Raw genomic sequence first — 15,404 nt, 5'->3', positions numbered from 1 at the left:
GCCCTAACCCGGACCGAGTGTTGCGGCGCCGGTCTGCGGGTGGCGGTACCAGCCACCCGCAGCCCGCGTGCCACCATCGACGTGAATCGTCTGCCCGGTGACATAACCCGACAAGCTCGAAGCAAGAAAGACTGCCGCTCCGGCGATTTCATCGACATCCCCGGCGCGGCCCATCGGGATGCCGTCGGCGATACCGGCAGGCGGACCGCCCGGAGACAATGCCAGCAGCCCCTCGGTGATGGTGAGGTCCGGGGCGATCGCGTTGACCCGGATGTCGTGCGGCGCAAGCTCGAACGACGCCGTCTGGGTGTAGTTGATGACGCCGGCCTTCGCAGCGGCATACGCGGCATAGCCGGGGGCCGCACGCACTCCTTCGATCGACGTGAGATTGATGATGCTGCCCGGTAACTCATCGGCGACCAAACGCCGTGCCACCCGCTGTGTGCACAGCAGCACGTGACGAAGATTGCTCTTGTACAGCGCATCCCAACCGTTCTCGCTGGTTTCCAGCAGCGCAGAGGCAAACACGCCCCCGGCGTTGTTCACCAAGATGCGCACCGGGCCCAGCTCGTCGGCGGTCTGCGTCAACGCGGCATCCACCTGCTCGGCGTCGCGCACATCGGCGACAATGCCCAGGGCACCGAGCGATTCGGCGGCAGCAGCGCAGCTGTCCGCATCGCGCTCCCAGATCGCCACCGTGGCACCGAAGGCCGCCAAGCCGGCAGCGATACCCCTGCCGATACCGGTACCACCGCCGGTGACAACCGCCACCTGTCCGGCGAGCAAGATGTCAGAAGGATTGATAGCCATGGTTATTGAAGCTACTGCCTCGACTGGTGGTGAGGCCAGATGTCACGGTGGGTGAAGGGCGGCAGGACCGGCCTGGAATTTCCCGCCGATCCGGCAACACTTCTCGGTGCCGGCCCGGACTTTCTCACCGCTGCCCTGCAGGCGTTCGGCGCCCTCCCCCAAGGCAACCGGGTCAGCGCGATCACCCGCTTCCAGGAATGCGGCGGCGGCAGCACCGGACGCAAGGCACTACTGGACGTGGACTATGTGCATCCAAGGGTTGGCTTGCCCACCGAGCTGTTCGTCAAGTTCTCCCGCGACTTCGACAATCCGCGCCGCGACCGCGGAAAGTCACAGATGGACCTCGAGGTGGCCTTCGGGGAGTTGTCGGCCGGTTGCGCGTTGCCGGTGACCGTTCCGGCGTGCCTGTTCGCCGACTACCACCACGACTCGTGCACCGGGATGCTGTTGACCGAGCGGATCTCGTTCGGTAACGCCGGTATTGAGCCGCACTACGACAAGTGCCTGGACTACCGAATGCCCGACGCGCTCGGTCACTACCGGGCCTTGCTCACCTCGGTTGCCCGGCTGGCCGGCGCCCACAAGGCCGGCGTCCTCCCCGAAGAGGTGGCCGATCGATTCCGGTACGACGCCGCCAAGGTGGCCGTCGGCCGCCGCGTACACCACTCTGCCGATGAGCTCACCGCGCAGGTCCACCGGCTGGTCGAATTCGCAGGCCGTTACCCGGCATTGCTACCACCCGCCGTCGCGAATCCGGGGTTCGTCGCCCGGATGCTCGCCGACGTCGACCGGATTGCCGCCGCCGAGGGTGCCGTCATGGCCCGGCTGCATTCCACAGAAGACCAGGTGGCGCTGTGTCACTGGAACGCCAACGTGGACAACGCCTGGTTCTGGGCCGACCCGGACGGGACCCTGAGCTGCGGGCTGATGGACTGGGGCTGTGTCAGCGTGATGAATGTGGCGATGGCGCTGTGGGGTTCGCTGTGCAGCGCCGAAACCGAGCTGTGGAAACAGCACATCGACGGGTTGCTGACCCATTTCGCGGCCGAGTACCGCTGCGCCGGTGGGCCCGCCATCGACCTCGACACCCTGCGCGCACAGCTGATGCTGTACGCCGCGGTGATGGGAGTGACCTGGCTGCTCGACACGCCGGCTTACCTGCAGTCCGTGTTGCCCGACCACGGCGTCGACCGCACAGACCCGTGCATAGCCGACCATGAAGCAGTGCGGTCCCCGCTCCTGATGCTCAGCAACGTTCTGCACCTCTGGGACACCGAGGATTTCGGGTCGCTGCTCGACGTGTTCGAGCGGGGTTGAGCCCCGGTCAGCGCGCCGCCTTGCGACGCCCGCCCACTCCTGGTTCAGTGCCGATCACGCCGTCCTCGGCCAACGTGGCGATCTCCCCTTCCGACAATCCCAGTTCCGTCAGCAATTCATGGTTGTGCTCACCCAGCAGCGGTGCCGGCTGACGGTGCAACGCCCGTGGTCCGTTGGCCAGCGAGACCGGCAGAGTGCTGTGCGGTGCGGCATTGTTCACCGGATGCCCCACATGTTCGAAGAACTGCCGGAACCGCACCTGCGGCAATTCCAACTGCCGGTGCGGCTGCATGACTTTCGCCACCGGAACACCGGCCGGCCACACGGTTTCGACGATCTCGTCGCCGCTGCGCGGCAGACACCAGGCCGCCAGCTTCTCGTCGATCAGATCGTGGTGTGCTCGGCGCCCGTCGGCAGAATCGAGCTCTGGATCAGTCGCCCAATCCGGCAGGCCGAGCGCCGCGCGCAGGGCGGACCACTGGGCGTCGGAGTTGACCGCGATCGCAACCCAGCTGTCCGGGCGGCCGAACTCATCGATATCGGCGCACTGGTAGATGTTCTGCGGCGCCGCGGCCGGGCCACGGTTACCGTCGCGCTGCAGCAACGCCCCGTAGGCCGAATACTCGATGACCTGTTCGGCAGCGATGTTGAGCGCGGCGTCGACCATCGCGGCCTCGACGAGCACTCCCTGCCCGGTGCGGCGGCGATGCTCGAGCGCAAGCATCAGCCCCGACAATGCGTGGATCCCGGCATTGGGATCACCGATCGAATAAGGCTCGAACGGGGTGCGATCCGGGTAGCCCGTGAGCCAACTCAACCCGGACGAGTCCTCGATGATGTAGGCGAATGCCGGGTTGTCCCGCCACGGCCCGTCGAGCCCGAATCCGGGCATCCGCACCATGATGATGTCTTCGCGGAGCTCCCGTAGCGAGTCAAAATCGAGTCCGATCTGCTCGATCACTCTGGGGGTGAAGTTCTCCACCACCACGTCGCAGGTGCCAATCAGCCGGCGCAACAGATCCCGGCCCTGCTCGGTCTGGAAGTCCAGGGTCAAGCTCTTCTTGTTGGTGTTGAGCGCACTGAAGATCGGCGATCGCTCCCACCACTGCTCCACGCTGGCCGGGATACCGGCGATCAACCGGGTGCCGTCCGGGCGTGGGGTCGACTCCAGGTGGATCACCTCGGCGCCGAGCATGCCCAGCGGATGCGTGCACGACGGCCCGGCCCAGAACGTCGTCATGTCGAGCACCCGCAAGCCGCTGAACGGCAGGCGATCCCCGCGGGGCCTACCGGCCGGCACGTCGCGTGGGCTCAACGTGGCCGCCGCGACCTCCTTGGTGTGCTCCCCCAGGCGCGGTGCGCGTGACGCCGCCCGCAGTGCCACGCCTGAGAGCCGGTACGGCGCCGCCGGCTGGGTGAACCCATGCTGCGGATTGCGGATGAAAGCCTGTCGCTGCACGAAATGGTCCATGGCAGTGACGTTCTCCCCGTTGCCCACCGGGGAGTTGGGGATTCGGAACGCCGCGGCGAGCTCCCGCACGTCGTCGGCACGTTGCTCGCGCAGCCACGCGTACAACTCCCCGGCGTGCAAGTTGGCCTGCTCGGTGATCGTCAGCTCGGAGGACTCGTTGATCCATTCATCGTGGCCCGACATCGCACACAGGTCCCACCACTGCTGGGCAGTGCCGCATCCGAGTGCCACCAGACCGTCGGCCGCTTCGGCGATCCCGGGGACTGTGGGTTTGCGCTCGCTGCGCCACGGCCGGCCCAGCATTTCGAAATAGGTGACCGGGTAGTACGTCAGACCCAGGATCTGGGCCTCCAGCGCCGAGAGATCCACCAGTTCCCCGTGACCGTCCCTGACCGCCCGGGCCCGGAACGCCAGCGTCATCGCCGCCGCGTAGGCGCCGGCCAGCCACTCGCCCACCTGCCCGCCGATCGATACCGGCGCGCGGTCCTGCACTCCTCGGCCGATGCCGATTGCGCCGCCCGACCAGCCTTGCAAGGTGAACTCGGTGGCAGGCCGGCCACTCCACGGCCCGTCCAAACCGAACGGCGTGATCGTGGTGACGATGAGGTGCGGATGCCGCCGGAACAGTTCCTCCGGTGCGACCGCCTGCGCGACAGCCGATTCCGGAGACCAGACCACTGCGTCGGCCGCCGCCACCAGCCGGTCCACCAGCTGCATTTCTCCGGGCTCGACGACCACACTGCGTTTGCCGCCGGCCAGGAAGGTGAACAGGGCACCGTCCTCATCCGGTGCGATGCCCGCACCAGACGCCGACCAGCGGCGCAACGGATCACCTTCGGGGGCTTCGACTTTGATCACATCGGCGCCACCGTCGGCGAGCATCTTCGTGGCGTATGCCCCGGCGATACCGCTGGACAGGTCGACAACGGTGTAACCGTCAAGTGGTGAGCTCATGTGCCTATTCGGGTTTCGCCCGGTTTTTCTTGGACAGCCGGAACTCGGGCCGGAATTTGCTGTCATTGTCATTGACCGCGGCCGACAAACCGGTATCGATCGACTCGAACATGTCCAGGTCGTCCTCGCTGTCGTTGGCCACTCCGTTGCCCATCGACTCGAAGAATGCGCTCAGCAGGCTGCCCATGTATTCACCCTGCTGCTGTTTGAAGATCTCGAAGAACATCTTCTGCTGAAAAACGGTGTCCACCGGTCGGTTCCGGGTACATGCCAGCGCGTACTTCTGTACCTCGTCTTCCAGCTGATCCCGCGGCACCACCTTGTTCAGGAAGTTGCAGTCGTACATCTCCGCGGCGGTGAAGGGCCGCCCCGTGAAGACCATCTCCTGGAACTTGCGCAGACCCATCATCTGGACCCACGTCCACATCCGGGGCCCCCAGCCGTGATACCGGAAGGACGGGTGGCCGAACAGCGCGTCGTCTGAGGAGATCACCAGATCCGCATCGGCACACTGGTAGAAGTGCCAGCCGTAACAGTAGCCCTTGGCCTCCACGATGCTGATCTTCTTGAAGTCCTGTAGCGCCCGGTTGCCGGCCTGGGAGTTGGCGTACCAGGAGCTGATTGTGGCGCCGTTACGGAATGTGCCCTTGGGTGGGTAGGTCACCTCGCCGACTCCGTCATCCTCCAGCCGCAGCTCGGCGAGCCGGACTGCCGGATTGTCGTTGCCCTCCATGAACTCTGGGAGGTCGGCGCCGCTGCCCAGGTTGTCCCCGGCACCGCGGATGATCACGACCTTCACGTCGTTGTCGGCGTTGGCCGCGCGCAGCACATCGGCGTAGCGCAACCGTGCCATCGACGTCGGCGCGTTGAGGAACTCCGGCCGGTTGAACGTGATGGTGGCGATCTTGGTCTTGGGGTCCTTCTCGTAGAGGATGATCTCCTCAGGTTTGGGCCGGTCAGGCATGTGCCGCCTCACTATCTGATGGGGTTTGGGTGAGCACCTCGGGGCCGTCGGCGCCGATGACAACGGCATCGCGGGTGAACACCGCGCCGACGCCCGGCTCCCAGACGTACCCGGTCACTGCGAGCACCATGCCCTCCTCAAGGAACTCGGATTCGGCGGTCGCCCGCAGGTTCTGCGACACCACCGGCGGGTCGAATCCCAACCCGAGTCCGTGTGCCACCGGCATCGCCGGCAGCTTTTCGCCCGCCTGCTCATACGCATCCAGCAGAGCACTCGTCGGCTTGCCGGGGCGGCAGACATCGATCAGCCTGTCCCACAGTTCATCCCGTCGCCGATACAGTGAGCGCACCGTATCCGTCGGCTCGCCGACATACCGCGTACGCGCGACCTCGGCGACGTAACCGTCGGCGAGCACGCCCGCCGACAAAGCCACCAGGTCGCCCTCGCTCACTCGTCCGTCGCCTTCGGCCCGGCGCCACGGGTGGTCCTTCGAAGTGACCCACGCGGCGTCCTGGGTCGCGGGCGTGCTCACCCCGCCGGCCGCCTCGGCCTCCAATATCGTGCCGGCAAGGCGCTTCTCACTGATCCCGGGAGCCAGCTCTGCCGCCCCTCTCGCCAATGCTTCCTCGGCGACAGCCAGTGCCCGCCGCAGCGCCAGAATTTCTTCGGAGGTCTTGACGCGCCGCGCTGCGCGCATGGCCTGCTCAGCGTCGACCAGTTCCGCGTTCGGAAAGGCCATCGGCAACAGCTTGGCGAACGTCGGCGTCAGAGCATCGGTTCCAACCCGGCGGGCGGTATCGGTGCCCTCGATGTTCTGCAGCACACCGATCAGGGTCATCGGATTCCATGCCAACCCGTACAGGTTCTCGTGCGGGATCTCCTCAGGTATGCCCTCGTCCCATGTGCTGTTCAAGTGGATCTCGCCGGTCGCGCGGACGAACGTGCAGATCGGCCCGAACGGCCGGGTACCCACCACCCACAGCTGCGGAGCGCCGGAGATGTACCGGACGTTGGCCTGCCTGCCGAGGACCAGCACGTCGAGGTCGTGGGCCTCCATCTGTGCGATGGCGCGCTCCCGGCGGCTGACGCGCAGGGCCCGGCCGTCGGCCTCGATTTCAGTTCCCACGGGACACCTCATAGGGGTCGTACGGATATGCGGTCAGCGGCATCCAGCCACCCTCGGTGACCACCACGATCTCCTCGCCGCGGTAACCGCCGGTGCCGTCCTCCCAGACCACCGGCTCGAACACCAGCAACATGCCCTCGGGGAAGACGAAGTTGTCGTCCCATTCCTGGCCGAGATCCGTTCCGATCATCGGCATTTCAGCTGCGCTGGTACCGATGCCGTGGCCCAGGTAGAAGTGCGGTAGCCACGGTTTCTCTCCGCCGGCGGCTTCCGTTGCCGCACGGCCGAGATCACCACAGGTGGCGCCGGCCTTGGTCACCGCGAGCACCGCGTCGACGATCCGACTCCACTTGTCGAACTGCTTCTGCTGGGCCGGTGTCGGGTCCTGGCCGACGATCCATGTCCGGCCGTGGTCGGAACAGTAACCGTGGTAGGCGATGGACACGTCGGTCCACAGCACATCGCCGCGCTGCAACTCGCGCTCGGTGGTGAGCAGGGGCAGGGCGAGGTCACCGGTGGTGGTCCAGGCGCCCTCCGCTCGCGAAGCCGGCATGGCCTGCCAGATCGAGTCGAACATGTTCGTGGTGGCACCGAGTTCGAAAGTACGGCGCACGAATTCGGCGGACAGGTCGATCTGCCGCACACCGGGCGCCACTGACTTGTGAATCTCGGCGATGGCCTCCTCCGTGATCCGGCAGGCACGCCGGATGCACGCGATCTGGTCGATCGTCTTGACGATCTTCGCCGCGCCGATCGCCGGCGCGGCATCAACCGGTGCGCTGGGGAACAGAGCGCTGCCGGCCAGCCGCATCGCCCCGGTCAACTCATCGGTCGCGATTGTCGCACCCGCGGGCACCAAACTGGCCAGGATCTGCGCGAATTCCGCGACACCTTCGTCGAATTCGAGATACACCGGACCGTGGAGGTGGTCATCGGGCAGCCCGGTTTCCATGGCCGCACCCTCCCGGAACGGCAGGAACAGGTGCGGGTGCTCGTCACCGGCCAGCACGACTGCGACCGGCCGCTCGACATGCGAGAGTCCGGCGTCGGCCAGCGGCCAGGCGATACCGGTGGCATACATGACGTTGCTGTTGCCCAGCAGGACGAGCACATCCACGCCCTGATCGGCCATCGCCGCGTGCAGACGCGCCCCGACCTCTCGGCGCATCCGGGCCAGGTCAGGCTCGTCTGGAATGTCGAGCGGGGTGAAGCCGGTTCGGGCGATCTGGGTGACGCCCGCCTGGGTGGCTATGCTCATGCGAGCCCCAGGAACTTCTGGATGTTGGTGGACACGATCTTGGTCGCGTTCTCCGGACCCACCGCATCGACAACGGTGGCCAGCGACTTCTCCGAATACCCGAAAGTGCTTTCGTTGTGCGGGTAGTCGCTGGACCACATCACGTTGTCCACCCCGATCTCGTCGATCAGCCGCAGGCCCAACGGATCCACCATGAACGAAGCCGACATGTGCTTGTCCCAGTAGTACCGGACATCGTGCTGCAGTTCGTGATTGAACATGTGCCGGTAGGAAGCCAACATGTGCTCGGCGTCCTGCAGCGCGGTGGGCACCCAGGCGATTCCGCCCTCGAACCATCCCACCTTCAGCTTGGGGTGACGATCGAGAATGCCCGAGAAGACGTACTTGGCGAACTGCTCGCGGAATGAGTCGACATTGACCATCATGCCGACCACGACGCTGTTGTTCTCGCAGGGAGTCTTCGGCGGAGTCTCGCCGATGTGGTGGCTGACCGGAATTCCGGATGCTTCGATCTCATCCCAGACCGCGTCCATCGCGGTGCTGCCGTAGTCGTAGACGTTGCCCTCGTCGTCCTTGCCCGGATTCAGCGGCAACAGGAACGTCTTGAGTCCCAGCGACTTCAGTTCCTCAAGGGTGCTGCGCGTCCCCTTGGGGTCCCACCAGTTGATCAGCCCGACGCCGTAGAAGTGCCCTTTCGACTCCTCCTGCAGCGCGGCGATGTGCTCGTTGTAGATGCGGAACACCCGCTCGCGCAACGCCTTGTCCGGATAGTGGAACAGCGCCAGCACCGCGTTGGGGAACGCCAGCTCCTTGTCGATGCCGTCCTCTTTGAGCTCGCGGACACGTGCCGCGATGTTGTTGGACGCAGCCCCGGCCAGGTCGTCGTACTGCATCAGCACACGCCCGAAATCGCCCCCGGTCCAGGCCTTGCCCTTCATGCCGACCATGTAGGCGCCGTCCTCGTACCAGATCCGTGGCGCGGCTCCCTTGAGCTCCTCGGGGAAGCGCTCGTAGAAGATGTCGTCGGCTACCGAGATGTGGTTGTCGGCCGAGAAGATCGTGGTGCCCGGTGGTAATCCGGGCAGCCCGTCCGCTGACGCATGGCCCTTGCGGTTCTTCGGCGCACCGAAGCCCTCGGGCGGATAGAGGGTCGTCGAAGCGGTCATGAGTGGTACTCCAATCGGGCTGTAAGGGCTGAGAGTTCGGCTGGCCGGCACCTACCAGGTGACGGGGAGTTCGTAGACGCCGTAGGCGAGGCGGTCGTGCTTGAACGGCACCTCGTCGAGCGGCACGGCCAGGCGCAGGGTCGGGATCCGGCGCAGCAGGGTGTGGAACACGATCTGCAGTTCAGCGCGAGCAAGCTGCTGACCCACACACTGGTGCCTGCCGTAGCCGAAGCCGAGTTGCTGGCTGGCATCGCGGCTGAGGTCGAGCTTGTCGGGCTCCGGGTAGGCCCTCGCATCCCAGTTGGCCGGGGACAGATCGATGATGACGCCGTCACCAGTGCGGATGGTCTCACCGCTGATCTCGATATCCTCCAGCGCCACGCGGCGCTGGCCGGTCTGGATGATGGACAGATAGCGCATCAGTTCCTCGACCGCGTTGGCGATCACCTTCGGATCCTCGGCATCGCGCAAGAAGTCGGCCTGCTCGGGGTTCTCCAACAGCGCCAGGATCCCGATGCCGATCATGTTGGCGGTGGTCTCGTGCCCGGCGATCAACAGGCCGGTGCCCAGCTGGGCGGCCTCCTTGACGCTGATCTCTCCGGCGTTCACGCGCTCGGCCAGATCGGACACCGCGTCCTCGGACGGGTTGGCCTGCTTCTCCTCGACCAGATTGATCAGGTACTGGTGCAGGCTCATCGCGCCTTTCTGCATGGCGTCCGCTGCGGCGTAGCGGGCCAGCCCGGCGTTCGCGTGCTCCTGGAAGAACTCGTGGTCTTCGTACGGCACACCGAGCATCTCGCTGATCACCACGGTGGGCACCGGCAAGGCCAACTTCGCGACGAGGTCGGCCGGCTGCGGACCCGCCAGGATCTCGTCGATGCACTCATCGGTGATCTTCTGGATGGCCGCGCGCAACCCCTCGACGCGGCGGAACGTGAACGGCTTGGACAACATCCGGCGGAACCGGGTGTGCTCCTCGGCATCGGAGGTGAATACCGAGCGCGGCCGCTTGTCGACGGTGGAGAGCATGTGCTCGTTCCAGTGCGGGAAGCCCTCGATCCGGTCGTCCACACTGATCCGAGAGTCTGCGAAGAGGGTCCGGGCCTCCTCGTGGCCGGTGATCAACCACGGGGTGCTGCCGTTCCAGATCTTCACGCGGAACAGGCCTTTGGGGTTGCCCAACATGGGCGCCGGGGGGGCGAACGGGCATGCCGCCGCACGCTCCATCGGGTATTCGGGGATGTCAACTTCGGTCACGGTTTCGGACACGTCATTCCTCAGGTCAGTCTTGAATCTCGATGGCTAGGGCTGGGCAGGCCGCCGCGGCACGGCGGGCGTTGTCTACATGGTCCGGGCCGGGTTCAGGTTCCAGCAGGACGACGACACCGTCTTCGTCGCGCTGATCGAACACCTCGCTGGAGTTGAGTACGCACTGCCCCGACGAGACGCACTTGTCCTGATTGACAGTGACTTTCATATGAGGTCGCTTTCTTGGGTAACCGGCGCCATCCACAGGCCGACGATCGCGTCGATCAACCCCGACGCCGCACCGTGCCAGGACGCCCGCGGCACGTTGCCGCCCTGGGCCATCGCCCGCTCCCGGTCGGCGCAGCTGTGCATCAACAGGTTGCGTGCCATGATGTTGCGTTCCGCGCGGACCTCGGCGGGCAGATCCGGCAGGCAGTTGTTCATCCCCTCGATGACCTGCACCAGCGATCGCGAGCTCAGCGCATCGCGGACCACGATGTTGTGGTAGGCCGGATCGGTCATCACCTGAGCGGCGAACCGCGCGTACCAGGTCGGGTTCCCCAGCGCCGCAAGGTGATCGGTGAGCGGCTGCACCAGGCAGGCAACCCAGTCCCGCAGGCCGGCCGAAGCCCCGGTGTCGGCCACCATCTGCTCGCGCAGGCATTCGATGGGACCGCGGTGCTTGTGTTCGATCGCGCGGACCAGATCGGTCTTGGTGCCGAAGTGGTAGCCGACGGCAGCGTTGTTGCCTTGCCCGGCCGCCTCACTCACCTGACGGTTGGACACCGCGAACACGCCGTGTTCGGCATACAGCCGCTCAGCCGCCTTGAGGATCGCCTCCTGGGTACTGCTTGCCCGGTCGGCACGGGCGGTCCGGTTGGCTGCTGTCACCGTTACAGTCAACGCCCCTCCTGTAATTAAGTCAAGCAGTTGATTTAAATTCGCCCCGGGATCGGCCCAAACTGCGCCTGTTGGCTGGACAAGCCGGCTTTTGACCAGACGGCGCAGCAGGTCAGGACTGCGGTTTGGACTTGCGGGCGAGGACCTTGCCCGCGACAGTGCCCCCGTCGATCGGCAGGATCGTCCCGGTCACGTACCGGGAGCGGTCGGTGGCGAAGTAGAGCGCGGCCTCGGCCACGTCCTCGACGGTGCCCTCCCGCTTGAGCGGGCGGTCGTTGCGCATCTGAGCGCGGATCCCCGCCTCGAATTCCTCGATGCGCTCACGCTCCTCGGGTGAGGCCGACTTGGCCACGATCGCCGTGCGGATATTTCCCGGGGCGATGGCGTTGACCCGAATCTCGTAGTGGGCCAACTCGATCGCCGCGGACTTGGTGAACTGGATGACTGCGGCCTTGGATGCGCGATACGTCATCACCCCGCCGCCGGCCTGGATCCCGCCGATCGAGGTCAGGTTGAGAATCGAACCGCCACCGTGCTCGGCCATATACCGCGCGGCATCGCGGGTGCCGGCCATCACCGCCCGGACGTTGACCCGCATCACGGAATCGAAGTCGGCGAGATCGTCGTCGAGGAACCGCCTGTGCATCCGACCCGAGACGCCGGCGTTGTTGACCATGACGTCCAAGCCGCCGAACGTCTCTACTGCCGTCGATACCAGGCGACCCACCTGTTCGACGTCACTGACGTCGGCGAGCAGGAACCGAGAGTTCTCACCCAACTCGTCGGCCAGCGCCTTCCCGCGCTCCTCGTCGATGTCGCCGATCATCACGTTGGCGCCCTCGGCGGCGAACCGGCGTACCAGTCCCTCACCAAGCCCCGACGCACCGCCGGTGACGACCGTGACTTTTCCGGCCAACTCGTTGCTCATCACACCTCTTTCAGGAATTCCAGCAGCACTACGGTCAGCGCGGCAGGCTGTTCGATCTGCGGGCAGTGCCCTGCTCCGGCGATCACCGCACTGCGGGCACCGCCGATCTGGCCCGCTATTTCGGCGGCCCAACCGGACGGCAGCAGCTTGTCACGATCCCCCTCGATGATCATGGTCGGCACACCGATGCGGTCATATGCCCGCTGCGCCGACGGCATCGCCGGCGGCTGGAGGCCGGGCCGCCGAAACCGGGCCGCGGCCAAGGTTTCCCAGGCCCCCGGCGCGATGCTCGACTCATACCGCCGCTGCAGATACACCTCGTCGGCCGGATAGGCCGGATCGGCGAACAGCGCGGTCACGATGCGTCGCATCCCGTCTGGCGTGGCGTCGTAGTCGTACAACGCCGCCGAATACTCGTTGCGCTGGATCTCCCCTCCCCCGCAGATCGCGGTCAGCGATCGCACCGGGAGCCGGGGAGCATCCGAGGTCGCATCGACCAGCAGGTTGATCGCACCCATCGAGTTTCCGACGAAATGCGCTGAGGCGACATCAAGTTCGGCACAGAACCTGGCGATATGCCGAATACGCATGCCGCGGCCGTCGTTGAAATCGATGACTTTGGCGCTCTCACCGAAGCCCAGCATGTCCGGGGCCAGCACCCGGTAGTGCCCGGCCAACTCACCGATGACCCGCTCCCACCCCAGTTCGGCCCCCGCACCGAACTCGCCACCATGCAGCAGGACGACGGGGTCACCCTGGCCGGCTTCCAGGTAGCTGGTGGCCAGGCCGTCGACGTCGATGGTCTTGCGGGTGAACGTCCGCTGTGCCGTCACTGCACCGCCCCGTCGGCCCGACCGAAATTCAGCAACTGGGTGGCCAGCATCTCGAGTTGGCCGCGCACGGTTCCATCGGCCAATTCACCTGTCTCAGCCCAGATCTTGTCCGCGGAGTTGATTGCCACACCGAGCGGGGTGGGCCAGGCGCGCAACGCATGCCCTATGGAGCGCAGCTGTCCCAGAGTTCCGACGGCGGCCTGCCAACCGTAGGCGCAGCTGATGCAGCCCCACGGGGTGTTGTCCAGGTAGACCCGCGGGTCCTCGCGCAGATCCTCGATGTAGTCCAGCGCGTTCTTGACCAGGCCGGAGATCGCACCGTGATAGCCGGGCGAACCCACCACGACGGCGTCGGCGTCGCGTAAGGCGGAGACGAACTCCAGGGCTGCCGGCGTGCGCTCCAATGAATGTGGCGCATACATGGGCAACTCCAGGTCGGGCCCGGCGAACATCCGGGTCCGGCCACCTTGGCGTTCCACTGATTCCAGGCAGTATCGCACCGCCCGCTCGGTCGAGGAGTCGGCCCGCAAGGTGCCACCCATCCCGACCACGAACGGCACTCTCTCAGTTGACGTCATACTTCCTCACTTGATCGCAATGGGATTCACCGGCGAACCGACGGCACCGGTGACCCGCAACGGCGGCGCGATGAGTTGGAACTCGTAGACGCCGTCGGCCGCGCAGTCGGCCGCCAGCGCGCCCAGATCCCAATACTCGCCGAGCATCAGGCCCATGTCGCGCAGGCACAACATGTGCATCGGCAGGAACGTGCCCTCGACACCGTTGGCCGGGTCGGGGTCCTCCACCATCAGATTGTCGGCGGCGACGGCCGCCACCTGATGGTCGTGCAACCACGACGCACAACGCCAGTCGAGCCCTGATCCTGGCTCGGCCCCGTCTCCGCTCGCCAAAAACCTTGTCCACCAGCCGGTATGGACCACCACGATGTCGCCGGAAGTGATGTTGACGCCTTGCGCGTGGGCGACGTCATCGAGTTCGCCCGGCGTGATCGGATTGCCCGGCTCCAGGAACTGCTCGGCCCCACGGTGACGCACCACGTCCAGCAGCACCCCGCGAGAAGTGATGCCCTTGCCGTCCACTTTGTCGATGCCGCAGTGGAAGGCGCCGAAGCTGGTGACCGAATCGGCGGGGAACCCGTTGTAGAGCTTGTCCTCGTAATAGACGTGGCTCAGCGCATCCCACTGGGTGGCCGCCTGCAGTGGCATCACGATCATGTCGTCGTTGAAGCGAAACGGGTTGTCCACGAAGAACCCGCTGACCTCCTGGGCCACTGAATTGCGCAGCCACTGCGGGCCGTACTGCGCCAGCGTGTTGGCGTCACCGCCGTCGACTGTCATCACATGGGTCGGGTTCTGGCGGAACTGGAACGCACCTTGCGGCCCGGCCGAGGAGAAATCGCCGCCGAGCGCGAACACCTTGCCGTGGGTGACCAGTGACGCACCCTCGGCGACCTTGCCGGGGGTGATGAGATTGAGTGTCCCGAGTTCGTCGGCATCGCCCCAGCGTCCCCAGTTACGCACGTCATCGGCGACCTTACGGAAGTCGCTCATCGTCCCGGCCAACTCTCAGCTCCTGTTCTCGGTGTCGGCAGTGCCCGTTACAGCATCGACCAGGGCGGCCTCCCGATGGGCCAGAATGCCGCCATCGGCCCAGATCACCTGCCCGGTCACGTAACTGGCGGCGGGGCTGCCCAGGAAGGCCAGCAGCGACGCCTGTTCGGCGGCCTCAGAGTTGCGGCCCAGCGGGGTGGTGAACGAATCGAGGTACTGCTGACCGTAGGCCGACCTCAGCTGGTCCAGAATGGGCGTGTCGGTGACCCCGGGCGCGGTGCAATTGATCCGGATCCCCCGGGCACCGAGTTCTGCGACCCGGTACATCCCGTAGAGAACCGTGGCCTCTTTGGACAACCGGTAGCCACCGTCGGCCAATGCCTCGGGATGGTCGGCGCACCACTGCAACCCCTCGTCGACCGATCGGGTGTTGATCAGCCCGGCAGTGGTGGACCGGTTTTCGCGGTACCCCGAGGCCGCCAGTGACGACACCGAGGTGATCGACCCGCCTGGCGAAATCCGTTGCTCCACAGCTTCGGTGAACTGGCGGGTGCCGAGGAAATTGATCCGGACCACGAGCAGCGGATTCCCGATACCCGAGGACACACCGGCCACGTTGAACAGGGCATCCACCGGCCCGTCGACCGCACCGGCGGCACGGTCGACGGACTCCGGATCGGCGAGGTCGAGTTCGACGAACGCATCGGGAAGATGTGCCGGCGGCCGGATGTCCAAGCCGGTCACCCGGGCACCGAGCTCACCCAGTGCACGCGTGAGAACGGCTCCGATGCCAGACCCGCAGCCGGTGACCACAACGTGTTTTCCGTCGTAGCGCACCAACTCGTCCAGTGCGGCCAC

At 65.9% G+C, this 15,404-nt stretch carries 15 protein-coding genes; 1 reads left to right on the top strand and 14 read right to left on the bottom strand.

The features are described from left to right. Positions 1 to 3 precede the first annotated feature (3 nt). On the bottom strand, positions 4 to 810 hold the full coding sequence (locus tag BKG60_RS24570) for an SDR family NAD(P)-dependent oxidoreductase (RefSeq protein ID WP_070945109.1): 807 nt from the start codon (positions 808 to 810) through the stop codon (positions 4 to 6). Positions 811 to 849: 39 nt separating this feature from the next. On the opposite strand from BKG60_RS24570, the gene BKG60_RS24565 reads away from it, so the two are divergent. After that, a complete protein-coding gene (locus tag BKG60_RS24565) occupies positions 850 to 2,127 on the top strand; it encodes a hypothetical protein (RefSeq protein WP_070945110.1) in 1,278 nt (425 codons plus the stop codon). A 7-nt stretch (positions 2,128 to 2,134) separates the two neighbouring features. Here BKG60_RS24565 and BKG60_RS24560 read toward each other — a convergent pair whose 3' ends face one another. The 13 genes from BKG60_RS24560 to BKG60_RS24500 all read right to left on the bottom strand — a co-directional run bounded on the left by BKG60_RS24560 (position 2,135) and on the right by BKG60_RS24500 (position 15,404). Next, entirely contained in the window at positions 2,135 to 4,552 is a 2,418-nt protein-coding gene (locus BKG60_RS24560) for a CaiB/BaiF CoA transferase family protein (RefSeq protein WP_070945111.1), read from the bottom strand. 4 nt (positions 4,553 to 4,556) lie between these two features. Next, a complete protein-coding gene (locus BKG60_RS24555) occupies positions 4,557 to 5,516 on the bottom strand; it encodes an enoyl-CoA hydratase/isomerase family protein (RefSeq protein ID WP_070945112.1) in 960 nt (319 codons plus the stop codon). Continuing rightward, complete coding sequence (locus BKG60_RS24550) at positions 5,509 to 6,642, bottom strand: M24 family metallopeptidase (protein ID WP_070945113.1); 1,134 nt, start codon at positions 6,640 to 6,642, stop codon at positions 5,509 to 5,511. The genes BKG60_RS24555 and BKG60_RS24550 overlap by 8 nt, the downstream gene beginning before the upstream one ends. Continuing rightward, on the bottom strand, positions 6,632 to 7,900 hold the full coding sequence (locus BKG60_RS24545; RefSeq protein ID WP_070945114.1) for a M24 family metallopeptidase: 1,269 nt from the start codon (positions 7,898 to 7,900) through the stop codon (positions 6,632 to 6,634). The genes BKG60_RS24550 and BKG60_RS24545 overlap by 11 nt, the downstream gene beginning before the upstream one ends. Next, positions 7,897 to 9,066: an amidohydrolase family protein gene (locus BKG60_RS24540; RefSeq protein WP_070945115.1), complete on the bottom strand. Its 1,170-nt coding sequence runs from the start codon at positions 9,064 to 9,066 to the stop codon at positions 7,897 to 7,899. Before BKG60_RS24540 ends, BKG60_RS24545 begins: the two co-directional genes overlap by 4 nt. Before the next feature lie 51 nt (positions 9,067 to 9,117). Next, on the bottom strand, positions 9,118 to 10,293 hold the full coding sequence (locus BKG60_RS24535) for a cytochrome P450 (protein WP_255741060.1): 1,176 nt from the start codon (positions 10,291 to 10,293) through the stop codon (positions 9,118 to 9,120). 55 nt (positions 10,294 to 10,348) lie between these two features. After that, on the bottom strand, positions 10,349 to 10,543 hold the full coding sequence (locus BKG60_RS24530; protein ID WP_070945117.1) for a ferredoxin: 195 nt from the start codon (positions 10,541 to 10,543) through the stop codon (positions 10,349 to 10,351). Next, entirely contained in the window at positions 10,540 to 11,205 is a 666-nt protein-coding gene (locus BKG60_RS24525) for a TetR/AcrR family transcriptional regulator (RefSeq protein WP_171055027.1), read from the bottom strand. Before BKG60_RS24525 ends, BKG60_RS24530 begins: the two co-directional genes overlap by 4 nt. 121 nt (positions 11,206 to 11,326) lie before the next feature. Then, a complete protein-coding gene (locus tag BKG60_RS24520) occupies positions 11,327 to 12,142 on the bottom strand; it encodes an SDR family NAD(P)-dependent oxidoreductase (RefSeq protein ID WP_070945119.1) in 816 nt (271 codons plus the stop codon). Next, the gene (locus BKG60_RS24515) at positions 12,142 to 12,975 is read right to left on the bottom strand and encodes an alpha/beta fold hydrolase (RefSeq protein WP_070945120.1); all 834 of its coding nucleotides are present in this window, start codon (positions 12,973 to 12,975) and stop codon (positions 12,142 to 12,144) included. Before BKG60_RS24515 ends, BKG60_RS24520 begins: the two co-directional genes overlap by 1 nt. Beyond that, positions 12,972 to 13,553: an NADPH-dependent FMN reductase gene (locus tag BKG60_RS24510; RefSeq protein ID WP_070945121.1), complete on the bottom strand. Its 582-nt coding sequence runs from the start codon at positions 13,551 to 13,553 to the stop codon at positions 12,972 to 12,974. Before BKG60_RS24510 ends, BKG60_RS24515 begins: the two co-directional genes overlap by 4 nt. Before the next feature lie 6 nt (positions 13,554 to 13,559). Next, the gene (locus tag BKG60_RS24505; RefSeq protein ID WP_120765020.1) at positions 13,560 to 14,546 is read right to left on the bottom strand and encodes a cyclase family protein; all 987 of its coding nucleotides are present in this window, start codon (positions 14,544 to 14,546) and stop codon (positions 13,560 to 13,562) included. Positions 14,547 to 14,561: 15 nt separating this feature from the next. Continuing rightward, a complete protein-coding gene (locus BKG60_RS24500; protein ID WP_070945123.1) occupies positions 14,562 to 15,404 on the bottom strand; it encodes a coniferyl-alcohol dehydrogenase in 843 nt (280 codons plus the stop codon).

This window comes from Mycobacterium syngnathidarum (genome assembly GCF_001942625.1).
Lineage (GTDB): Bacteria > Actinomycetota > Actinomycetes > Mycobacteriales > Mycobacteriaceae > Mycobacterium > Mycobacterium syngnathidarum.
This window is presented reverse-complemented; position numbering and strand designations above follow the sequence as displayed.